Consider the following 21372-nt stretch of genomic DNA (forward strand, 5'->3'; position numbering starts at 1 on the left):
AATAGTGGTTTGTATAAGATAACGGTTCCTGGCAAATTCAGGCCCACCCAATAGAAAATTCATGACAACAAGACAAATTGTACTGGCATCAAGACCCGTAGATATCCCGACCAAGGAAAATTTCAGGTTTGAAAATATTGATCTGCCTGAAATAAATGAAGGAGAGGTTCTGCTTCAAGGCCTGTACTACTCCGTCGATCCCTACATGCGAGGCAGAATGAATAAGGCTAAATCTTACGTCCCACCTTTTCAACTCAATGAGCCGTTCACAGGCGGCGTAATAGCCAGAATAGTTGAGACCAAGTCAGACTCATTTACAATAGGCAATTATGTACTAGGCTCTTTGCCATGGAGAGAAAACTGCATTGCCAATCAAAAAGATATTCACCAAATCGATGCTACTGTTGCTCCCGCCAGCTATTATTTAGGCGTTCTTGGGATGACAGGACTTACCGCCTACATCGGGCTCATCCACATTGGAAAACCAAAATCAGGCGAAACAGTAGTTGTATCAGCTGCGGCGGGTGCGGTGGGCCTTGTGGTAGGGCAGATTGCCAAGATACACGGATGCCGTGTAGTTGGCATCACAGGTTCAGATAAAAAAGCAGAGCTGTTAAGAGAAGAATACGGTTTTGATCAGTCCATCAACTACAAAACAGCACCAGATTTAGAAAAGGCCATCGCTCAGGCTTGCCCGGATGGCGTTGATATATATTTTGACAATGTTGGCGGGGACATATCTGATGCGGTGATCAGCCATATGAATTTTCACTCGCGCATACCGTTGTGCGGACAGATCGCTCTTTACAACAATTCTACGAATGTCTCCGGACCCAGGCTGCAGCCCAGGCTGTTAACCAGAAGCATTCTGATGCAGGGTTTTATGGTAAATGATAACCAAGGTTTATTCCCCGAAGCAACGGAGTGTTTATCACAATGGGTAAAAGAGGGAAAGTTAAAATTTACCGAGACCGTAATACATGGTTTTGACCAACTGCCCGCCGCATTACTTGGATTGTTTGATGGAGAAAATGTAGGGAAAATGCTTGTTTCAGCTGACGAAGATAAACCGACAAATACAATTAGTTTTGAAAAGGATGCCCATGCCCACTATGATACAGTCAGCACGGCAATCAATAAACTTCGAAAACAGGGATTTACGATTGACTTCAATCTTAAAGATAACAGTCTGGCACATCCGGCAGGGGTGCTCAAAGCGGGAGATTTCACCATTGTTGATGTATACCGCTATGAAGGTAATTCTGATCCGGCAGATGAAGCGGCGGTATACGCCATCGAATCCTACAATGGGATTAAGGGGATCCTGGTAACTGGTTATGGAATTTCTTCTGATTCAGCTTCTGAGGAAATACTTAAAAATCTCAGCATAAGGGAATAATAAGCGCTTTCACTCGGCAAACAAATCATGTTCAGGCATTCCGGTACTCATCGTACACCAAATCACAATCTGAAACTGGCAACCCTGCTTGGTCTTACGGCCGGGTTTGTTAATGCCGAAGGCTTTTTGGGATTCTCGGTGCTTACCACGAACATCACTGGCCACGCTGCATTGCTGGCAGAAGGGATTGCGCAACAAAACTGGCAAAATGCGCAGGTCATTGCGTTATGGATGCTTTTATTTCTTGCCGGCGCTTTTACATCCGGGGTTTTCCAATCTCTTTTTGGCGGATATCAACGCTACTCGTATTCCATCCCAATCTTGATCGAATTAACGATACTTGTCTTTTCGGCATTGGATGGGTACAGATATGATGGAACCGTCATGTCCAAAATTATCTTTGCCGGCAGTTTACTTTTCGCGATGGGCTTGCAGAATGCATTGGTTTCAATGGTGTCTGGATCAGTGGTAAGAACAACCCATCTTACTGGCACGTTTACAGATCTTGGAATTGAGCTGGCACAATTGGTGAAAACCAATTATAACGACCGCGCAGCCCTTTATTCAAAAATAAAACTGAAACTTTTTATCATCTGCTCTTTTATGACAGGAGCAATTTCCGGTGCTTATCTGTTTGATAGTATCGGATTTAAATCATTTTTCGCTCCGGTTGTCATTTTAACTTTTGTGCTGTTATATGATATATTCAGGGTCAATGTAAAACGCTACTATCAAACAACTTCAAAGGCTTTCAAAAGGGATAAAAGGTAACAACCAGCTTAGGGTTACCAGGGAAAGTGCAGAATCCGATAAAAAAAGGGGAGAAACCAGGACTACCTGTTCCTCCCGGATCAAGACAATGAAGTGTAACCTATTTTTTAATGATCGGGATTACCCGGAAAAGGCTTGTCTGGATAACACTGTTTTTAAAGTTCGGGCTTATCTCCCCTCAGCCCAAGGGCTCATTTCTATATAGAACCCATTAGCACTCCTAAATTTCAGCATGACCGGTATATTCAGATAATTGATCTTAAACTCCTGCTTGCTTCCCTAATTTTCAATCTTGGCACCCTGGGTTGAGAAAAATACCTCGGGCTGGATCGAGAAAATTTCCCCGAAACCAAAATTAAGCAGTCCTCCCAAATGATACCCCATTTTCGCATCTAAATTAATTTCGCCACCGGAGTAATTGCTGACGTTGATACCTGCCTTGGAGCCAAAACTGAATGTCTGGGCAAATGAGATTGTGCCTAATGTCAGGAGCACTGCTGTAAATAATATTTTTTTCATCTTGTTATTTGGTTAATCAAAAATGGACGTACCCTTACCTTTTTGAGATCAGTAAGACTTCCCCCAACCAAGTTTTCCATTTGACTGTCGCCATGAATATTTAGTAGTACGTTGAATTAAAATCATAATAGTCTAAAATTGGCAATTGGCACGGTTGTAGTGGCTAGTCTTACTATAACAACGCTTGCCGAATTTAACCTGGCAATTGTTATGCATGAATTCTCATTAGTTGCATCGAACACAGATTAAAATCCGGCTGTTGCATTTTTGACTAGCGAAAATTACATTCCCATCCCATATGATACTGTATATCAAATACATGGTCAGCTTACGCTGCAAAATGTTGGTGAAAGAGGAGTTGACGAAATTAGGGCTCCACTACGTTATCGTTGACCTGGGAACCGTTGAGATCCTCGAAGACATCACCCAGGAGCAGCATGAGGAACTCAAAACAAACCTGCTACGGTCTGGCCTTGAACTCCTTGATGACAAAAGAGGTATTTTGATCGAAAAAATAAAGGCGGTAATCATAGAGATGGTCCACTATGCGGAAGACCTCCCAGTAACCAACTACTCCGATTACATCAGCGAAAAGCTAGGCTATGATTATACATATCTTTCAAACACTTTTTCGGAAGTAAAAGGAATTAACATTCAACAGTTTATCATCCTTCACAAAATTGAAAAGGTAAAAGAATTGCTGCTTTACGAAGAGCTCAATTTAACTGAGATCGCTTACCGGTTGCATTACAGCAGCGTATCGCACTTATCGAACCAGTTCAAAAAAATCACCGGCTTATCCCCCTCTTATTTTAAAAAGCTCAAAATGAAAAGAAGCGGGAATCTGGAAAACATGTAATATATGTAAGATCTTCTAGTCGTTGTGTAAGGTTTAAGGCCAGCAATTACCACACCTTTGTAACAAAGAGTCCCATGTCATTGGGTCATCTTAACCTACAAAACAACATGAAACCAGAAAAACAGCAGCGCGTCACTGAAATCATCCAGGCCCTGAATGCTAACTTGAAAATTGATGCAAACAATGAGGAAACCTCAAAACAGGAGAATGTGATCAGGAAAGCGGCGAAGAAGCTCTATGAAGACTTCGTGCATATCGCAAAGAAGAAATTGTCGAAAGAAAATAAACTATTTGCCTTCGAGTTGAAAAAGCAGCTTAAAGAAGCAAGAAGCTCAGAAAGAACACTTGCTGTCGCAGCATTGCTTAAAAACAATATCGAGCTTGCCTAATTGAACGACCCCGGCATATGTAATTCAGGTCTCATTGACAATGGTAAATGGTTAAGTGCGAGGTAACCCACAAACAACTTATTCACGTTACATGCTGAATCATGACAAAAATCGCAGAAGTCCAAACATCCTGGCAGCCAGACTTTGATTCCGATGCCGCCAACCTCGAAACTGACAAAAACCTCGAAAAAAAAGTGATAAATGCCCTTCACGCCAATGCATTCATCAACTGTGACAAAATAAGGGTCCGGGTCACTGGCCGCCTAGTTTATTTAGAAGGAACTGTACGTCTGCAAAAGGAAAGGATTTCGGCCCAAAAGTGCATCAGGGATATTTTCGGTATCAGGGCCGTGATCAACTACCTTACTTACCACAATGAATATGCGCAGTAACTAAACCTTCCAGTATTTTTTAAGCTAAGCTAATACGTATCAGATTGAAGAAAAGGAGGTAATTATTATTACTTCCTTTTTCTTGCGCAACCACGCCCAAAAAATATTTCTAAGATTCAAGTAATTCTTCAAAATCCAGAAGACAATCATGATCACTGCCGATTGTGACGATCGTCACTTTTTTGCCCAATTCTTCACCATACCTTTCGAATAAGTTAAAATCATCAGAACCAGGTTTAATCCTAATTATCAATCAAATTTAAAATTTATGATACTTTACATTAAGAACATGGTTAGCCCGCGTTGCAAAATCAGGGTCAGAGAAGAGTTGACGAAACTGGGGCTGGACTGCAAAAAAGTAGAGCTGGGTGCTGTTCAAATAATGAAAAAAATAACCACCCCGCAGCGTAAATGCCTGAGGGAAAACCTCCGCGCTTCAGGACTAGAGCTGATGGAAGACAAGCGGAGTATCTTGATTGAAAAGATAAAAAATGTGATCGTTGAGCTCGTTCATTATACGGATGACCTTCCAACAACGAATTACTCGGACTACATCAGCAAAAAAATGGGTTATGATTACACTTATCTGTCCAACTTATTCTCCAAAACAAAAGGCATTGACATTCAGCATTTTATAATTAACCATAAAATCGAAAGGGTCAAGGAGCTGCTTCAATACAAGGAACTGAACCTCACAGAGATTTCTTACAAATTGCACTACAGTAGTGTCTCACACCTTTCAAACCAGTTTAAGAAAGTCACGGGCCTTTCTCCATCCACATACATGCATGAAAGTCAGAAGAGGTGGAACACTTTAGAAAACATGTGAAAAGTGTAACTTCTTACAGGTAAGATGTAAGGCTTTACGAATAAAATTATCTCAAATTTATATGTATTGTCAGGGCATAAAATCGGCCTAAGACAAAAAGTCCATATTTACGTATATACTACATCGTTATATCAGACAGGCTTCAAAAGTGCCGTTAACAGTAAATTATCATGAAAAGCGGAAAAATATTATGCAGCCTGCTACTTGCCAGCTCTGCGGGTTTTGCAATAGGATTGTTGCTTGCTCCCGATAAAGGTTCGCAAACCAGACAAAAAATCAGGCAAAAAGCAGAAGGCATTCTCGAGAATGAGATTATTGGGTACAACCGTATGGTTTGTAATGTGAAAACAAAACTGGATGAAATTTTAAGCGGAATGTCGATTAAACCTTCTAATGTCTCGCGCGATTGGGCAGATGCGGATCAAAAAAATGAAATCATCATTTAAAGAAACAAATCATGACTTATTACATCCATCATTTTCTTAGGCAATTTCTAGTGAAATCAGTCAATAGCAAGATTGTAACCCCTAAAAATCCAACCGATAGCCTGGAAGAATTTATGGCCAGGGTCAGGATCAATTCCCGAAGATTAAGGCAAAAGAGGGGGATTCCCTTATAAGTTCTGTACCTTACAGGACATCAATCGCTCCGGTTTGGGCAAATTTCATGGAAAACTCAGCCTTGTTAAAAGCGATCATCGACAATGCGATCGACGGGATTATCACGATTGACTGTCAGGGAACCATAGAAACGATTAACCCATCTGGTTGCAGGTTGTTTGAATATGACCCCGGCGAGGTTATCGGGCAAAACATTTCCATGTTAATGCCCTCCCCCGACCGTGACAAACACAATGATTATCTCCATAATTATCATCAGACTGCTAAAAAGTCCATAATCGGAACCGGCAGAGAAGTAACAGGTCTGAGAAAATCGGGCGCAGTTTTTCCTTTTCGCTTAGGCATCAGTGAGGTCCAGTTTTCAGGCCGGAAAATATACACAGGGTTCATTCATGACCTAAGTCGCGAAAAGGATGCCGAAGAGAAGTTAAAGGAATATGCGCTCCATTTGGAAGAGCAAGTGCAGGAACGCACCCGTTTATTGCATGAAACGATAACGGCACTGGGCGAAGCCAAAGAAAAAGTGAGCCGGTTACTGGAAAAAGAAATGGAGCTCGGCCAGCTGAAAAGCAGGTTTGTGTCGATGGCTTCGCATGAATTCCGTACTCCATTGAGTGCGATCCAGCTTTCCTCCATTTTGATCGAGAAATATTCCGGGGAGTCGATCAGCCCGAATATTTCCCGGCATACCGCTAAAATCAAGGTTTTGGTCGCTCACCTAACTGGCGTGCTCAATGATTTTCTTTCACTGGAAAGGCTTGAAGCGGGAGAATTTAAACCCGTTTTAACAGAATTTGACATCGTAAAATTCTCTGAGGAAATCACCGAAGATATGCAGCTGATCGCAAAACAAAACCAGCAGATTATTTATCAGCATTCCGGCACCTCAGCTACTGTAATCCTGGATCAATCCTTATTGAGAAACGCCATTGTCAACCTGATCAGCAATGCAATCAAATATTCCGGCGAGAATACGTTCATCGAATTCAATACTGAAATAACGCCGTCTCTAACGAGTATCTGTATTCAAGATAATGGGATCGGTATACCCAAAGAAGACCAGGAACATTTATTTGAAGCCTTTTTCAGGGCACATAACACCGGTACTATTCCGGGAACGGGTTTGGGCCTGAACATCGTCAGCAGGTATGTCCAGCTAATGAACGGACAGGTTAAGTTTACAAGCAATGTAAACCAGGGCACTTCATTCACACTTTCTTTTGAAAATAGTCATGAATGAAAAGATCCTGATTATTGAAGACAATGATGACATCAGGGAAAGCACCGCTGAAATCCTTGAATTTTCAGGCTATGTGGTCAGGCAGGCCAACAATGGAAAAGAAGGTGTTGAACTCGCGCTCCGGCAAAGGCCTGATTTAATACTTTGTGATATCATGATGCCCGAAATGGACGGTTACGGTGTGCTATATATGCTTGGAAAAAACTTGGAGACTGACTCAATCCCGTTTATTTTCCTGACGGCAAAAGCGGAGAGAATCGATTTCAGAAAAGGGATGGAAATGGGTGCTGATGACTACCTGACCAAACCATTTGATGAAATAGAACTCTTAAAAGCAATTGAAGGGAGACTTGCAAAAGAGCAGAAACAAAAAGCGTTTCATAGTAAAACGCTGCAAAGACTGGAAAGCCTTACAGCTGTTTCAGAAAGTGGAGCCGCGAACCTACAAGCATTGATTACCGGCCGTAAAATTAGGCAGATCAAAAAAGGGCAGATTGTGTATTATGACGGGGATCAGCCGCTTGGCATCTATCTGGTGCTGGACGGCTCCATCAAAACGGCCAAAAGATCAGAGGACGGCAGGGAGCTCGTAACGGGGCTTTTTAGAACGGATGATTACCTGGGCGTAAGCGCCTTACTTCTGGAGCACGCTTTTACCGAAACCGCAGAAGCACTGGAAGACTCAGCCGTTTGCATGCTGCAAAAAGATTCGGTCATCGCGCTTATCAACCAATATCCTGATATTGGCAGTCAGTTCATCAGGATCCTGTCCAATGACATCCACGAGAAGGAAGAACAGTTGCTAAGCCTTGCTTATCATTCGGTCCGAAAACGGTTGTCGAACGTGCTGGTTAAATTGAGCACACAAGGACAGCTGACAGAATTTAAAATGTCCAGGGATGAGCTCGCTTCGATGGCTGGTATCGCCTCGGAGACGGTAAGCCGCACGCTCACTGACTTTAAGGACGAAGGTTTGATCGACAAAAAGGGAAGCATGATTATTATCCAGGACCTGGATGGACTTCAAAAAATGAAAAACTGATAAGCATCACATAAAAGCCTGATGTTACTTGCCGTTGACATAACCTGATGTAGTTAATTTCGTGTATTGGAAACGACCGACATCATGAAAGTAGTAGCATATAGTGTAAAGACCTTCGAAAAGAAGTTTTTGGCCATGGCCAATCAAAAAAAGCATGACATTACGCTGATATCCAATGCACTCAGCTTAACTACCTGCCGTTTTGCCGAAGGTAAAGAGGCGGTGCTTGTATCGACTAATGATGAAGTCTCCGCACCTATTATCGATAAATTGGCTGAAATTGGTATAAAATATATTGCAACGCGTTCTACCGGAACAGACCATATAGATAAAGAGGCTGCTGCACTGAGGGGAATAAAGCTCGCAAGTGTGCCCGCGTACTCCCCCGCTTCCATTGCGGAACTTGCAGTTGCGTTAGCGATGGCACTCAACCGTCATCTCATACAAGCCGACGCCGACAGCCATCATTACAATTTTAAGCTCGATGGTCTTACCGGATTTACCTTTTCGGGAAAGACAGTTGGAATCGTAGGACTGGGAAACACAGGCAAGGCCGCTGCCGCCATTTTTAAAGGCTTGGGATGCTATGTATTAGGTTTTGATATCATTAAACAGGATGGTCTGGAAAATATCGAGCAAGTATCCCTAAACGATCTTCTTGCGCAATCAGATGTTATCTCACTGCATTTACCTTTGACTCCGCAATCAAAACATATGATTAATGTGTCAAGTATTGCATTGATGAAAGACGGAGTTATGCTCATTAACACTTCCAGGGGCGCATTGATCAATACGGAGGACCTGCCTGACGCTCTTGATCGGGGAAAGATCGGATACCTGGGAATCGATGTTTACGAATATGAAAAACCGATTTTATCCGAGGATGACCATTCTAATCAGATCAAAGATCCTCTACTTATCAAATTGCTAACCTATCCCAATGTAATCGTAACCCCGCACCAGGCATTTCTCACCATTGAGGCACTACAACAAATCGCCCAGAGCACGATCGAAAATCTAGGTAATTGGGAGTCTTCATTGAAAAGCAGCCCGATTCACTGATTAGTATTGCCAATCTTATCAAACCATATCTCATGAAATACCCATATGAATTTGTTGATCAAATGCTCCAGGGCTCAGATGACACACAGGTCGCAACCCAACTATATTGCTACTCCGGAAAAATAGGTAAAGAAAACCTAATGGAATTTTGCACAAGTAAAAACGGAGAATTTCCGGATACACCCTTGTACAAACTGATGATCTTCGACCAGCGGCATAATGCGATCTTTACTTCGGCGCTGGCGGATATGGGAGTTGATCAAGGGCAAACCAACCATCTTCGGGCAATCTATACTTATAACCACTCCGAACAGACAGGTAATCTGGACATTTTGGATGATAAGCACACAGTCATAACCAAGCGTATGGCGATTTAAGATACGATGGAAAAAATCATCAGTTCTCTCAAAACTTGTCGCCTAATGACTCTATTCGCTTTTGCGATTGCCCTGCCTTTGTTGTCCTCTTGCCAAACCAAGAAAGAATCTCGCACCGATCGTGCCAAAAGAGATACTACCATCAGAATTGAAAACGCTTTCACCAAGCTTTTCATTGACACGACTGCAATTATGCAATTTATGCAAACGCATAAAAGCGACGATAGCCTTAATAACAAAATCCAAGATTTTTATAATCGGAGGAACAATCAGTTTGCATGGTTTTTTCCCGACGGAATGGCTGAGTATGTGCAAACATTCCTGAGCCTGCAAAATGACTATATTTTCGATTCCGGTGACAGTTCGCTCTTTGACCCTTCCCTGCTGGCGAGTATTGATTCCCTGGATCTGCGTAAAGATATTATATCAACTGACCCTGCGGTAATAAAAACCGAACTGGCATTGACAGAACATTTTTTCAGGTATACTCAGAAAGCCTACTCGGGCGACAGAAGCATCAACATTCAGGAACTGGATTGGTTTATCCCCCGAAAAAAAGTTAACCCTGGTGAATTCCTGGATTCTCTGGTACAAAATAATGGAGAAAATTTAGCTTCTTATGAACCAGTGAACCGGCAGTATAACCTGCTTAAAGAGCAATTAAGAATCTACCATTCGCTTTCGTCCGAAGACTGGACGGAACTGTCCACCGTTAAGGCCATAAAAAAAGGGGGCATTTCACCGTTGATTCCCGAAATAAGAAGACGACTGGCATTGCTGAGAGATATGGAAGCAGAAGCAGGTGATTCAAGCAATGTATTTGATTCTTGGCTTTTCGAGGGGGTAAAGTCTTTTCAAACCCGGCTGGGGTTAAAAAATACAGGCGAAATCGGCCGGGCATTTTTAGCAGAATTGAATGTGCCAATAGGTGAAAGGATTCGTCAAATGCTTATCAATATGGAACGGATCCGATGGGTCCCTGCCGCGCCCTCAACCGACTACATCCTTGTAAATATTCCCGAATTTCGGCTTCATATGTATGAAAAAGGCCAGCTCGCATTTAGTATGAATGCGGTGGTAGGTACGGAGGTTCACAATACGGTGATTTTTGCGGGAACGCTGAACCAGATTGTATTCAGCCCGTACTGGAATGTGCCGCCAGGCATACTGAAAAATGAAGTTCTGCCCGGCATAAAACGCAGTAAAAATTACCTGGTCAGACATAATATGGAATGGAGCGGTGGCAGTGTGCGCCAAAAACCAGGCAAATCTAACTCCCTAGGCCTTGTGAAATTTCTTTTCCCTAACAGCTACAATATTTATCTGCACGACACCCCTTCAAAAAGTTTGTTCGGTGAATCGCAACGTGCTTTCAGCCACGGATGCATCCGGCTATCGGAGCCTAAAAAACTGGCAGAGTTCCTGCTGCGCAAAGACTCAACCTGGACATCCGCGAAAATAACGGCCGCAATGAATAGAGGGAAGGAAAAATTTGTGCAGCTGCATGGTAGCGGCAAAATACCAGTCTTTATCGGCTACTTTACCGCCTGGGTAGACCATACCGGTAAACTCAATTTCCGAAAGGATATTTACGGGCATGATAGAAAAATGGCCGATCGATTATTTGCCTCAGGCGAATAGAATAACGCTAATGAAGAGACGGTGCGATGCTGATAAATACTGCCAGAGGAGCCTTAGTCAATACAGCGGACCTCCCTAAATAAATAATATCTGGGCGAATACTGTTGGCTTTATTCCCAGAAATTTGATTCTCAAACTCGAAAGAAAAATTCAGGATGAAGCTTAAAACAAAAAAATATACGACTCACATAGCCCGACAGGGCATCAGGAAGCAGCATGTTCTCTTTTTCATGATACTTTCGCTGACAAGCTGTAAAAACGATCCGCAAAAGTTGAAGCCTTCCATGGAGCCTATAACCGAATCGGTATATGCATCAGGTATTGTCAAAAGTAAAAACCAATACCAGGTTTACGCTTCTGCTGCCGGCATCATCAGCAGGATTTTGGTTAGCAAAGGAGATATCATTTCCAAAGGAACCCCGCTCGTACAGATCACAAATACCGCTGCAAAATTGAACACCGAAAACGCGCTTCTGAATGCCCAATACGCATCGGTGGCTTCAAACAAAGAAAAGCTTGATGAACTGTCAATGGCGATCAGGCTTGCAAATACGAAGCTGGACAATGACCTTTCACTATTGCAACGCCAAAAAAATCTCTGGGCACAAAAAGTAGGGACCAGCAATGATTTGGATGCCAGGCAGCTTACTTATGCCAATTCAAAAAACGGTTATCAAACCGCAAAACTCCGTTTTGCAGAGATGCAAAAGCAAATCAGTTTCCAGCAGAAACAATCACGTAAGACATTGGAAATATCAAAAACTGCGTCTGGGGACTTCACCGTCAGAAGCGAGCGAGACGGAAAGGTATATGATATACTTAAAGAATCTGGCGAGATGGTTAATACTATAAACCCCATTGCGCTTGTAGGAGATGCGAATGACTTTTTATTGGAATTGCAGATCGACGAAAATGATATAACAAGAATAAAGGCGGGACAAAAAATGCTGCTTACAATGGATAGCTACAAAGGACAGATTTTTGAAGCAATAGTTGACAAGGTTATTCCCGTGGCAGGTCTTGACGAAGAAGCGTTGGTGCCCGAATCCGATCCGGAAATGCAGGAGCTCAGTGGCATGCTTGACAAAATTATGCAAATTCAAAACCCTGACCTTGCGGCTAGTAAGCTAACAGAACAATCGATTGCAAATCAAAAACAGGTTTTTCCAGTTATCCAATCCAGTGACCAGGCTAACATTACATTACTCGGAGGTGCCGACACGCACTCGGATTCAGCGGCAACGCGCCATCCTGACCGATTGAGCGCAAGTACGGGATTCTACTCGCTGGAAAACTCAGAACCCAGCTCGACAAATCTGCCTGCCATTGAGGCTGTGATTGATCAGAATCAAACGCTGGTCACGGGGGCCACAATCAAGCTAAGACTGTCAACTGATGTCTTCATTGCAGGCAAACGGATTCCGGCTGGCAGCTTTTTGTACGGCAAAGCAAGCTTAAACCAGGAGCGGTTGCGTGTCGTCATCGAATCCGTCCGCTCAGATAATGGGCTATTTCCCATCAGTCTATCTGTCTATGACATGGATGGAATGGAAGGAATTTATATTCCAGGAGCGATTTCTCGGGATGTTGGTAAGCAATCTTCTGACCGGGCTATTCAAGGCATTAATATTCCGATGCTTGATCCATCGCTCGGCGCACAGGCTGCAAGTGCTGGTATTGAAGCTGCCAAAACCTTCCTCGGCAGAAAAGCAAAGCTGATTCAGGTAACCGTTAAAGCCGGTTACCGGGTGCTCCTCAAAGACGTAAACGCCAAGTCAATTTAGTCTCAATTTTTACTAATCATTCAATCATCATGAGAACATTTCTTTTGTGTCAGCTACTGCTGTGCCTTCTAATCATTCCAAATGGCTTTTGTCAGGTTATGGAAACCTCGATTATTGAACCCTTCCCGCTGGAAGTAACTACGAATAAAACCACACACTTAATCTTTCCCTTCAGTATCAAATCAGTAGACCGGGGTAGCAAGGATTTACTCGCCCAGAAAGCAGCTGGCGTTGAAAACATTCTTCAAGTCAAAGCGGCCCGGGCCGGCTTGAATCCTACTAATCTAACGGTTATTACCGCCGATGGCAAGCTATTCTCATTTGCTGTTGAATATGCTTCCGAGCCGCTTAATCTAAATATTCAGGTGAGCCCTCCATTTGAACAGATTGCCCAGCTGGGCACCGATGCCATTAATGAAGATGAAGTCTCGAAGGTGGCTGAGACTGTCGGGACAAATAGCGATAGAAATATTTCAATCAAGGACAAATCCTCGCAAGCTGAGCTATTTATATCAGGACTCTACATTGAGGAAGGACTGCTTGTCTACAAAGTCGATCTGATCAACAACTCGTCCATCCGGTACGATATAGAGAATTTTCGATTCTTTCTTAGAGATAGAAAACATCCGAAACGCACTGCAATTCAGGAATCAGAGATCAAGCCTTTTCACATCCGCGGCGATACCAGTGCTGTTGCCCCGCACTCCTCCCACTCTTTCATCTATGTGCTTCCAAAAATGACGATTCCGGACAAAAAATACCTGGCAATCCAGGTTCAGGAAAAGAACGGCGGCAGGCACCTCAATCTGAGAGTTCGCAACAAACACATTTTGAAGGCAGTCCCAATCAAGCAATACCCATATTATCAATTTTAAACTTCAGAAATCATGAATGAAAAGAATTTTGAATATCTGCGCGATCAAGTTAAGTATACCGGTTTTGGCGAAGGTTTGGAAAACCAGTTAAAAGACAATCTTAAAAGGCAGCCGCCAGAATTCACTTTGCAACATCAAGGTGCTTTTGGGAAAGACGAGCTTAATAGCTCACTGCATTTCAAGAAGTCTGCCACGACAGACATGTATTTCTTTAATAGTTACACTGCTTCATTGAAACAAGATCAGGCCAATGAAAAAATGAACCAGACCTTCTATATAGGTAAGGATAACAACATCACCTTAAAGGAGGGGTACAATTTAATGAGTGGGCGAGCTGTCAACAAAGATTTGACAAATAAGGAAGGTAAGATCTACAATGCCTGGCTGCAATTGGACTTTAAGCAGACTGATAATGCGGGAAACTTCAAGCAAAAACAGTTTCATGAAAACTATGGCTTCAAGCTTGAAAATGAACTTGCTAAGCATCCCATTAAGGAATTGCAGAACGATCAGGAAAGGTCAAAACTGCTGGATTCGCTGCAAAAAGGGAACCGTCAATCGGTGACCTTCCTGGAAAACGGCAGTGAACAGCGGAGGTACATTGAGGCGAATCCTCAATTCAAGTCTATTACGGTCTACGATTCAAACATGCACCGGATCAATAACAGGCAGTCGCAAGAGGTATCCCAATCAAAAGGGAAAGAGCAGGCACAAAAGGTAGATCAGGTCCTGGGTGACGATGGAAAAGACCATCACTCTGGCAAAAAGCCAAAGAAAAATCAAGGAATGTCGGTAAGCCAATAATCTATGGATATCACAAAACGTCTCGACCAATTCTTTACCGATATCAGTGTAGACGCTCGTGTCACAGCGATGCATATCAGCGTCTACACTGCCGTTCTCCGTTGTGCAAACAGGCTAATGAGTGAATGCATATCAATGTACAGCTATGAGCTGATGAGCCTGTCTAAAATATCTTGTGGAAAGACCTATTACAGAGTTGTCCGCGAGCTGAGCGATTTCGGATACATTGTTTATGAGCCATCATTTCATAAAAATAGGCCTAGCAATATCCGGTTGTTGGCATAGCAGGTCTAATAATCAACTATTGATTTTCGCAAAATATGAATATTGAATTCATCACCAAAGAAGACTTGAAGGAATTCCGGAGAGAGCTACTCGAGGACTTAAAACAATTCCTGACATGCAATAAGTCGGAGCCTAAAAAATGGCTCAAGAGTGCTGATGTCCGAAAGATGTTAAATATCTCTCCTGGAACTTTGCAAAACTTGCGCATCAATGGCCAGCTTCGGCCCAATAAAGTGGGAGGATCTTTTTACTACGCATTCCAAGACATCCAGTCGCTGCTTACAGCTGAGATTAGAACAAAAAGGTAATGGAAAGATCAATATCCCAATTCTTCGGCCGCATTCTTCTAGATAAGCGATTAAAGGTGTGGCATGTAGGGACTTATCTGGCACTCGTTCTGCTTTGGGATCAAAATAGGCAATCAAGTCCTTTTCCAGTAACTCGTCGTACAATTATGCATATGTCGAGAACTAAAAGCACTGCTACATACCATAAGTATCTCAAAGAACTTGAATCATTTGGTTACATCAGGTACGAGCCATCCCATCATCCCAAGCAGGGAAGCCAAGTGTGGATGGTTGAGTAGCTGAAATTCTGTGCAGGCTTGTATCAAGTTTAGTGTGGGTATTTCCAATGCATTAATTTTACATCTGATCAACCAGTCATCACTCAAACAAAAGGGCTATGATTCTTGCATTCAGTATTACATCGGTAATGGTCTACGGCGCGATTCTTCTTGCTCTTGGACTGGCATTCAGGGTATTTGTGGGTAAACTAAGGTTTAACAGAAGAGGTTATGGTGGGGCTCAGCATTATAACAGTTACTTTTCGGCAATCCTCACATCGACCGGGGAAGGACTATTGATGATAATTTCGGCATTGGCAATAGTGTCGGGTATTATTCTGATTGTCTTAGAGCTTTTTAACAGTCGTTAGCACCTGTTTTCGAAAAACTCAAAAAATGGAACCGCCCCCGACTCTGAGCTGCTGAAAGCTCTGGGTCGGGGGCGGCTCGCATTTAGAGGTCAATACAAGATTGTGGGGGACTAGCCCCCACAGTCAATTAAGATTGAAACTTGAAGGCCCGTGTTTGGCAAAATCATTGCACAAATTGAAAGCAGCCTGGGTTCTGAGCTGAGCGGTGCCGCCTAGGACAATCGATTTTAACTTCGCCTCGTCATCCTGGAATTTTCTTACATTTTGAAAATAACCGGTCACAGCATTGTATGCACCAAATACAGTTCCCATTGTTGTCGGTAGCTGTTGGGTTGGGTTGGACAATGCGTATTCATATACATCTTCAACGATATTTGTAAATTGAGTTGACAGCGCGTTGACTTTGCCATCCTTCAGATTGCCTAAGACTTCTTTATTGGGCGCCATAGCTATCTCAATCAGCTTTTTCATTTGTGGATCTGCAATTGGTGTTCTTGCCCATTCATTGAAAGTTGCACCTATTTCCTCGCTGAACCGGCTTGCGATTCCCATCACTTTGTGAGCTGTTCTCAACCTCTCTGACGCATTGCTCGTGTGGCGGATCTTTAAAACGTTGGTCATATTTTTCAAGGCGGCATTGAGTGTGTTGGCACAAACAATCCTTACAGGTGTGAAGGCTGCTGTAATGCTTCCACTGCCATCATGGGACGTTGTAAGAAACAAGTATTTCTCAATGAGATCATCGCTACCGACTTGAATATAACCAGGCAATTTGGCCGTAATGAAGATCTTTTCACCTTTGCCCAACGCACCAGCGGTTTCATACATAATGCCATCACCACTGACGATGGTATCAAAAAACGTAAAAGCATCCCGGTTTTGGACTATTTGATAGTCTTTGCCGACCACTCCTAAAATGGAATTGTTCTCCATCCGCACCGTCGCAAAATATCCCGGAACAGGAACCGAGTTATTGTCTTTCGATTCTGTACTAGCGACTATTCCGGTCGATAAATTTGCTTTTTCAACTTGATAGTCAAGTCCCGCGTAAATGATTGCCTCCTTGCTGGTTGGGTATTGATCGACCACCTGTCCGAGCCCGTGCCAGGCTTTTTCTTTTACACTAAAAAAGCTGTGTTTGTCGGTGTTCTCATTGAAATTGATGTTGTGAGCCATGATTGTACATGTTAGAAGTTAGAAATGATTTTCTTTCTCCTTCCTCTCGCTTCTTTTAAATGAATGTTTGACAAAGAAAAAACGAGAAAAAAGAAAGCATCTCTAACAGTGGCCCTCAACTGGCCACAAGGAAACGGAATAAGAGCCGCAGGCTGGTGGCTTACACTTTCACGACCATAATCAATAGAAGAAGCCGCCATTATGCCGTAAGCTTTTGGCGGCTTGCAATAGTCTCCAAAAATAGGGCCACTTATTTAGCTGCGCTTTTGCCGAGTTTGTTTGTCAGACTTTATTTTCTGATAACAGATCACACAATTGTGTTCACCAAATCTGCGCGTCCTTTCGCTGATCCAGAAGGTAGGTTTCCAAGTTGTCAATACCAATGCAAAATGTTAAGGACTTTCCTTTTTTGTAAAAAGTTACTAAATTCGCGTAGTTGTCGCATAGTTATTATTAAAAGTTCAAGCATATTAAGAGCATCGGAGTTGTTTAGGAAAATATCTCGTGATTCATGGAGCGAGTTTTGAATTTGGATTAACTAACTGATAGATAAAACGTTACTAGATCCGTTCGAATCTCTTCCTCTCTGCGAGTAGCAGTATTAAAAAAAAAAGCCTGTAAATCATACATTTACAGGCTTTTTGGTTTTTCAAACCTTACCAAAATATGCAAATATTCGCAATATTCGGGTGAGCATCTCGGGAGCATATCAAAAGTGGAAACCATGCTCACCCGAGTCTATGCAATGGTTTGATTACCAACCTGTTCACGAAATAAACATCTTGATTTTTTGGCAGCACTATTAGTAGTTTTACTCACTTAAAATTAATGTTATGCTAACAAGAAACTTCACTATGTTTTTTTATTTAAAGAAACGTAGCAATCACACAGAGGACGAACATTCGATCTATGCTCGCCTCACACTGAATGGCGAGCGTGTAGAAATCTCCACTGGCCGCAAATGTGAGCCAGCAAAGTGGAATCCGAAAAAAGAAAGAAAAAACGGAACCAGGGAAGATGCAAAAATACTAAATGCTTATCTCGACACTTTGCAATTCAGAATTTACGAGATCTATCGTCAGGCAGTTGAATCTGACATAGAGTTTAATATAATAATTTGAGACGTTGATTTTTGAGATAACATTTTAAGACTGACGTACATGAAGTTCGGGCATTCCCATTGAATTCATTGCGTTTCACTAAAATCCGACGTTTTGTGTGACTAATTGTGAAGCATAATTTCAATTGTGAGATCAGGTTAGATCAGATGCACCACGAAAAAGGAACACAAACGCAGCGCATATCTGGTAAGACCGGCTAATTTTCATTTAACCCTGGGGCCGTACTTTCTTTTCTTGGGGTGTTTCCCTATTTTAGAAAAACGATCCATTCCATGTTCATGTCAGCAAGTCGACTGTTATTCCCCTTTCTATGGCTGACCATCGGAATGCTGTCTGCGCAAGCGCAAGAATTTACATATCCGTTTGTGAATGGCATTGCAAATTTACCGCCCCTTACCTGCGAATCGCAACAAACTGTAGCCTGTGAATTTGTCGTAACTAATCCAGGCTCAAAGATGGCATTGATCGTGATCAAGGTTGAAAACCTACCCGACTCTATACGATTGTATCGGATACAAAACAAGAAAATGATCCTGCTAGACCAAGCGGGGCAATTAATGGCCAACCCCCCCCGACCAGTCGAAGCGACTTTTAGACGAGATAAAGAATTGGTGATTGGAACAGTTAAGCAAGGGCAATCAGCCTGTTTCCGTGTTTACCTGACCAATCACATGCGTACGTACCCCAAAACGTTCCGCATCCAGCTGTATACTCCGGAGCGTTATCGGGCAAGCGAAGCGGTTTGGTTCTATGATTCCGAGCGTCACCAACAGGTAATAGAGGTGTTCTTCTGGGGTGTCATTTCAATCATGGTCCTGTTTACTTGCTTACAATATATTCTTTTGAGAGACATTCAGTTTCTATATTATGCGCTATATCTATTCCTGACTCTCATTCGGCTGCTATTAACAAACGAAACCATCGTCCTGGATGGCTGGCCCGGTTTACGTGCCATCGGTTTCACAAGCAGATTTTCGCTAACAGCGCTTTTATGGTCTTTATGCGCTTATTCGCTATTTTTTCGGGCATATGTCGAAACGGATATACGAGCTCCTCAGTCAGACCGGATAAGTCGTTGGCTTGGCTGGATATTATTTGGCTTAGGTGTACTTGATATATTCGTAACTATCCAGCGAGTCTCTGTTTCCTTTTGGGTCATAACCTACCAATTTATTGAGGTTAGCCTTATCGGGTTTGGAGTGCTTCATCTCTGGATCTTATGGAGAAACTATGACCAAAATGTTAAATATATATTTTGGGGGATTGTTATGCTTCTCATTGGAGGTTTAGCCAGTCTTATCAATCAGCGGTTCCCGGATCTAGCAGGCGCGGAAACCCGTGACAGGCTGATTTGGATTGCCGCTTATATGGCAGAGTTCCTGAGCTTCTCGTTGGGCTTAATCAACAGGCAGTTGACTGCACAGCAGGAGCAAGTGCAGGTGCAGGCAACATTAATTGAACAGTTGCAAGAGAACCAACGTAAGCAGCAACAATTACTAAAAATACGCAGCGAAATTGCGCGGGACTTGCATGATGAACTTGGCTCGGAACTGAGTGGTATAAACATTTTGAGTCAGATCGCCGTGGAGCGGTTGGCATCCCAGCCAGCATTCGTGCAATTGACTTTGGCTACCATTGGTGACACGTCCCGACAGGTTATGGATCGTATGCGCGACATTGTCTGGAATTTGAGCCTTCATCACCTGTATACTGACGATTTAACTGAGCAAATTACTGCTCTAACAACAAGTGTTCTTGAACATTCAGCTATATCTTTAAAACTGACAATACCTCCTAACGTGCCTGCTTCAATACTGCCACCAGACCATTGGAGACACCTGTCTATGATTTATAAAGAAGCTTTGCACAATGTGGTCAAGCATGCTCGCGCTACTGAACTGACCGTTCAATTTCGTATTGACGAAGGAATAGCCAACCTGATCATTGAAGACAATGGCGTGGGATTTCTAAAAACCAATATAGCTTTGGGCAATGGACTGGCTAACCAAAAGCATCGGGCTGGCATCTTAAAGGGAAGCATAACGGTAACATCACAGCCCGGCTCCGGCACGAGAATTCATCTTACATTTCCCCTGCATGCAGACCTACTTGCCTAATTTCCTTCGCATCAAACCTATCAATGCCGATATTGGGCGAGTGCTTCGGTGACGGAATGAACTTGTAGTTTTTCGTAGATACGCTTGATGTGTGTCCTGACCGTTTCAACACTGATTAACGCCTCACTAGCAACTAACTTATAACTTAACCCCTGGGCCAACAGACCCAGGATATGCCGTTCCCGTTGGGTCAAACTCGCCATTTCAGGGGTTTCTTTTTCAGGCTGGAAAGAAAGCAGCACCCGACGGGCAATGGAAGGCGACATGGGAGAGCCTCCTTCGTATACCTGACGGATAGCGGATATAATTTCTGCCGGAGGTGTTTTTTTTAGCAAATATCCCGTTGCTCCTCCTTTCAGGGCTTCAAATACCGACTCATCATCATCGAAGACCGTTACCATCAATACTTCAACATGAGCAAAACGAGCCTGTAATTTTTTGACAGCCTCAATTCCACTCTGACCTGGCATGCTAATATCCATCAAAATAACGTCCGGGGATAGTTTCTCAACCTGGTTTTCTACATCCAATGCATCGCCAAAAGCGCCTACGATCATGAATCCTTCGCTTCCTTCGATAAGTATCTCCAATGCCCCCCTCAGTGTACTATTATCTTCGTAAATCAGTACGCGTATCATTGTGGTTAATTTTTCTTGAATATTCGAGGCAAGGTAAGTACATTTCGGTGGATGCCGAATACCAAATTCATGGGACAAACTTCGATGCATATTAGCCATTAAATAACATTTGCAAAACTTTCCGTTTACTTTCCAACAATTCATTGGTGCACCGCCTTCGTACACTTCTTTTTTTAACGGATCACCTGTTGCACCCGCCTGTATGGCGCTAATAACACTGTTATCATCGTCAAAAACGGTCAGCATCAGTACATTGACATGTGGAAATTTGCTTTTAATACGGGTGAGGCCGGGAATACCATCCATGCCGGGCATTTCAATATCCATCAAAATAACATCCGGCTGCCGCTTGCTGACCTGACTTTCGGCCTTCATACAATCGCCGGACGCGCCGGTGAGTATGAACCCCGGCGCGCTTTCGACCAAAAATGATAATGCGTCTCTTAATGTGTTATTATCCTTCTAAAGCAGCACGCGTACAGACATATTTCAGAGG

At 42.9% G+C, this 21372-nt stretch carries 23 protein-coding genes and 1 pseudogene; 20 read left to right on the top strand and 4 right to left on the bottom strand.

The genetic code is table 11. The features are described 5' to 3' along the window. Positions 1-61 precede the first annotated feature (61 nt). Entirely contained in the window at positions 62-1399 is a 1338-nt protein-coding gene (locus tag FHS68_RS08640; RefSeq protein ID WP_310588525.1) for an NADP-dependent oxidoreductase, read from the top strand. Between the two features lie 27 nt (positions 1400-1426). Next, the gene (locus FHS68_RS08650) at positions 1427-2170 is read left to right on the top strand and encodes a YoaK family protein (protein ID WP_167269167.1); all 744 of its coding nucleotides are present in this window, start codon (positions 1427-1429) and stop codon (positions 2168-2170) included. Between the two features lie 279 nt (positions 2171-2449). On the opposite strand, the gene FHS68_RS26375 is transcribed toward FHS68_RS08650, so the two are convergent. Continuing rightward, positions 2450-2689, bottom strand: coding sequence for an outer membrane beta-barrel protein (locus FHS68_RS26375; RefSeq protein WP_229211823.1), 240 nt, complete (start codon positions 2687-2689; stop codon positions 2450-2452). 298 nt (positions 2690-2987) lie between these two features. Between FHS68_RS26375 and FHS68_RS08660 the strand changes: the two genes are divergently transcribed. From FHS68_RS08660 to FHS68_RS08735, 16 genes are all read left to right on the top strand, one after another. Beyond that, complete coding sequence (locus tag FHS68_RS08660; RefSeq protein ID WP_167269169.1) at positions 2988-3548, top strand: helix-turn-helix domain-containing protein; 561 nt, start codon at positions 2988-2990, stop codon at positions 3546-3548. A 107-nt stretch (positions 3549-3655) separates the two neighbouring features. Further along, the gene (locus FHS68_RS08665) at positions 3656-3937 is read left to right on the top strand and encodes a hypothetical protein (protein WP_167269171.1); all 282 of its coding nucleotides are present in this window, start codon (positions 3656-3658) and stop codon (positions 3935-3937) included. A 101-nt stretch (positions 3938-4038) separates the two neighbouring features. Continuing rightward, positions 4039-4329, top strand: coding sequence for a BON domain-containing protein (locus tag FHS68_RS08670; protein WP_167269173.1), 291 nt, complete (start codon positions 4039-4041; stop codon positions 4327-4329). A 268-nt stretch (positions 4330-4597) separates the two neighbouring features. Beyond that, positions 4598-5158, top strand: a complete 561-nt coding sequence (locus FHS68_RS08675; RefSeq protein ID WP_167269174.1) for a helix-turn-helix domain-containing protein — start codon at positions 4598-4600, stop codon at positions 5156-5158. A gap of 170 nt (positions 5159-5328) precedes the next feature. Continuing rightward, positions 5329-5604 (top strand): YtxH domain-containing protein, encoded by a 276-nt coding sequence (locus FHS68_RS08680; RefSeq protein WP_167269176.1) that lies wholly within the window; start codon positions 5329-5331, stop codon positions 5602-5604. 220 nt (positions 5605-5824) lie between these two features. Further along, on the top strand, positions 5825-7018 hold the full coding sequence (locus tag FHS68_RS08685; RefSeq protein ID WP_167269177.1) for a PAS domain-containing sensor histidine kinase: 1194 nt from the start codon (positions 5825-5827) through the stop codon (positions 7016-7018). Continuing rightward, a complete protein-coding gene (locus FHS68_RS08690; RefSeq protein WP_167269179.1) occupies positions 7011-8060 on the top strand; it encodes a response regulator in 1050 nt (349 codons plus the stop codon). The genes FHS68_RS08685 and FHS68_RS08690 overlap by 8 nt, the downstream gene beginning before the upstream one ends. 84 nt (positions 8061-8144) lie before the next feature. Beyond that, entirely contained in the window at positions 8145-9122 is a 978-nt protein-coding gene (locus tag FHS68_RS08695; protein ID WP_167269180.1) for a 2-hydroxyacid dehydrogenase, read from the top strand. 32 nt (positions 9123-9154) lie between these two features. Beyond that, the gene (locus FHS68_RS08700) at positions 9155-9499 is read left to right on the top strand and encodes a hypothetical protein (RefSeq protein ID WP_167269182.1); all 345 of its coding nucleotides are present in this window, start codon (positions 9155-9157) and stop codon (positions 9497-9499) included. A 45-nt stretch (positions 9500-9544) separates the two neighbouring features. Further along, the gene (locus FHS68_RS08705) at positions 9545-11140 is read left to right on the top strand and encodes a L,D-transpeptidase family protein (protein WP_167269183.1); all 1596 of its coding nucleotides are present in this window, start codon (positions 9545-9547) and stop codon (positions 11138-11140) included. Between the two features lie 155 nt (positions 11141-11295). Then, the gene (traM, locus tag FHS68_RS08710; RefSeq protein WP_167269185.1) at positions 11296-12924 is read left to right on the top strand and encodes a conjugative transposon protein TraM; all 1629 of its coding nucleotides are present in this window, start codon (positions 11296-11298) and stop codon (positions 12922-12924) included. Positions 12925-12953: 29 nt separating this feature from the next. Beyond that, positions 12954-13799, top strand: coding sequence for a conjugative transposon protein TraN (gene traN / locus FHS68_RS08715; protein WP_167269186.1), 846 nt, complete (start codon positions 12954-12956; stop codon positions 13797-13799). Positions 13800-13811: 12 nt separating this feature from the next. Further along, a complete protein-coding gene (locus tag FHS68_RS08720; protein ID WP_167269188.1) occupies positions 13812-14603 on the top strand; it encodes a hypothetical protein in 792 nt (263 codons plus the stop codon). A 320-nt stretch (positions 14604-14923) separates the two neighbouring features. Continuing rightward, the gene (locus FHS68_RS08725) at positions 14924-15196 is read left to right on the top strand and encodes a helix-turn-helix domain-containing protein (RefSeq protein ID WP_167269190.1); all 273 of its coding nucleotides are present in this window, start codon (positions 14924-14926) and stop codon (positions 15194-15196) included. Then, positions 15196-15474, top strand: coding sequence for a helix-turn-helix domain-containing protein (locus FHS68_RS08730; protein WP_167269191.1), 279 nt, complete (start codon positions 15196-15198; stop codon positions 15472-15474). The genes FHS68_RS08725 and FHS68_RS08730 overlap by 1 nt, the downstream gene beginning before the upstream one ends. A 98-nt stretch (positions 15475-15572) precedes the next feature. Beyond that, complete coding sequence (locus tag FHS68_RS08735) at positions 15573-15824, top strand: hypothetical protein (protein WP_167269193.1); 252 nt, start codon at positions 15573-15575, stop codon at positions 15822-15824. A gap of 123 nt (positions 15825-15947) precedes the next feature. Here the strand turns inward: FHS68_RS08735 and FHS68_RS08740 are convergent, their stop codons facing one another. Next, a complete protein-coding gene (locus FHS68_RS08740) occupies positions 15948-17000 on the bottom strand; it encodes a DUF932 domain-containing protein (RefSeq protein ID WP_167269194.1) in 1053 nt (350 codons plus the stop codon). 833 nt (positions 17001-17833) lie between these two features. Here FHS68_RS08740 and FHS68_RS08745 point away from each other — a divergent pair. Beyond that, a complete protein-coding gene (locus tag FHS68_RS08745) occupies positions 17834-18121 on the top strand; it encodes an Arm DNA-binding domain-containing protein (RefSeq protein ID WP_167269196.1) in 288 nt (95 codons plus the stop codon). A 272-nt stretch (positions 18122-18393) separates the two neighbouring features. Next, positions 18394-20238 (top strand): sensor histidine kinase, encoded by a 1845-nt coding sequence (locus FHS68_RS08750; RefSeq protein ID WP_167269198.1) that lies wholly within the window; start codon positions 18394-18396, stop codon positions 20236-20238. Between the two features lie 20 nt (positions 20239-20258). On the opposite strand, the gene FHS68_RS26545 is transcribed toward FHS68_RS08750, so the two are convergent. Both FHS68_RS26545 and FHS68_RS26550 read right to left on the bottom strand, forming a co-directional pair. After that, positions 20259-21020: a response regulator gene (locus FHS68_RS26545; RefSeq protein ID WP_310588556.1), complete on the bottom strand. Its 762-nt coding sequence runs from the start codon at positions 21018-21020 to the stop codon at positions 20259-20261. 51 nt (positions 21021-21071) lie between these two features. After that, positions 21072-21323 (bottom strand): annotated as a pseudogene (locus FHS68_RS26550) (response regulator); the annotation flags it as partial. Between the last annotated feature and the right edge of the window lie 49 nt (positions 21324-21372).

This window comes from Dyadobacter arcticus (assembly GCF_011762185.1).
GTDB classification, from domain to species: domain Bacteria; phylum Bacteroidota; class Bacteroidia; order Cytophagales; family Spirosomataceae; genus Dyadobacter; species Dyadobacter arcticus.

Excerpts from the sequence above, each read along its gene's own strand:
- FHS68_RS08640 (WP_310588525.1), top strand. The coding sequence starts at position 62 with ATGACAACAAGACAAATTGTACTGGCATCAAGACCCGTAGATATCCCG.
- FHS68_RS08650 (WP_167269167.1), top strand. The coding sequence starts at position 1,427 with ATGTTCAGGCATTCCGGTACTCATCGTACACCAAATCACAATCTGAAA.
- FHS68_RS26375 (WP_229211823.1), bottom strand. The coding sequence starts at position 2,689 with ATGAAAAAAATATTATTTACAGCAGTGCTCCTGACATTAGGCACAATC.
- FHS68_RS08660 (WP_167269169.1), top strand. The coding sequence starts at position 2,988 with ATGATACTGTATATCAAATACATGGTCAGCTTACGCTGCAAAATGTTG.
- FHS68_RS08665 (WP_167269171.1), top strand. The coding sequence starts at position 3,656 with ATGAAACCAGAAAAACAGCAGCGCGTCACTGAAATCATCCAGGCCCTG.
- FHS68_RS08670 (WP_167269173.1), top strand. The coding sequence starts at position 4,039 with ATGACAAAAATCGCAGAAGTCCAAACATCCTGGCAGCCAGACTTTGAT.
- FHS68_RS08675 (WP_167269174.1), top strand. The coding sequence starts at position 4,598 with ATGATACTTTACATTAAGAACATGGTTAGCCCGCGTTGCAAAATCAGG.
- FHS68_RS08680 (WP_167269176.1), top strand. The coding sequence starts at position 5,329 with ATGAAAAGCGGAAAAATATTATGCAGCCTGCTACTTGCCAGCTCTGCG.
- FHS68_RS08685 (WP_167269177.1), top strand. The coding sequence starts at position 5,825 with ATGGAAAACTCAGCCTTGTTAAAAGCGATCATCGACAATGCGATCGAC.
- FHS68_RS08690 (WP_167269179.1), top strand. The coding sequence starts at position 7,011 with ATGAATGAAAAGATCCTGATTATTGAAGACAATGATGACATCAGGGAA.
- FHS68_RS08695 (WP_167269180.1), top strand. The coding sequence starts at position 8,145 with ATGAAAGTAGTAGCATATAGTGTAAAGACCTTCGAAAAGAAGTTTTTG.
- FHS68_RS08700 (WP_167269182.1), top strand. The coding sequence starts at position 9,155 with ATGAAATACCCATATGAATTTGTTGATCAAATGCTCCAGGGCTCAGAT.
- FHS68_RS08705 (WP_167269183.1), top strand. The coding sequence starts at position 9,545 with ATGACTCTATTCGCTTTTGCGATTGCCCTGCCTTTGTTGTCCTCTTGC.
- traM (WP_167269185.1), top strand. The coding sequence starts at position 11,296 with ATGAAGCTTAAAACAAAAAAATATACGACTCACATAGCCCGACAGGGC.
- traN (WP_167269186.1), top strand. The coding sequence starts at position 12,954 with ATGAGAACATTTCTTTTGTGTCAGCTACTGCTGTGCCTTCTAATCATT.
- FHS68_RS08720 (WP_167269188.1), top strand. The coding sequence starts at position 13,812 with ATGAATGAAAAGAATTTTGAATATCTGCGCGATCAAGTTAAGTATACC.
- FHS68_RS08725 (WP_167269190.1), top strand. The coding sequence starts at position 14,924 with ATGAATATTGAATTCATCACCAAAGAAGACTTGAAGGAATTCCGGAGA.
- FHS68_RS08730 (WP_167269191.1), top strand. The coding sequence starts at position 15,196 with ATGGAAAGATCAATATCCCAATTCTTCGGCCGCATTCTTCTAGATAAG.
- FHS68_RS08735 (WP_167269193.1), top strand. The coding sequence starts at position 15,573 with ATGATTCTTGCATTCAGTATTACATCGGTAATGGTCTACGGCGCGATT.
- FHS68_RS08740 (WP_167269194.1), bottom strand. The coding sequence starts at position 17,000 with ATGGCTCACAACATCAATTTCAATGAGAACACCGACAAACACAGCTTT.
- FHS68_RS08745 (WP_167269196.1), top strand. The coding sequence starts at position 17,834 with ATGCTAACAAGAAACTTCACTATGTTTTTTTATTTAAAGAAACGTAGC.
- FHS68_RS08750 (WP_167269198.1), top strand. The coding sequence starts at position 18,394 with ATGTTCATGTCAGCAAGTCGACTGTTATTCCCCTTTCTATGGCTGACC.
- FHS68_RS26545 (WP_310588556.1), bottom strand. The coding sequence starts at position 21,020 with ATGAATTGTTGGAAAGTAAACGGAAAGTTTTGCAAATGTTATTTAATG.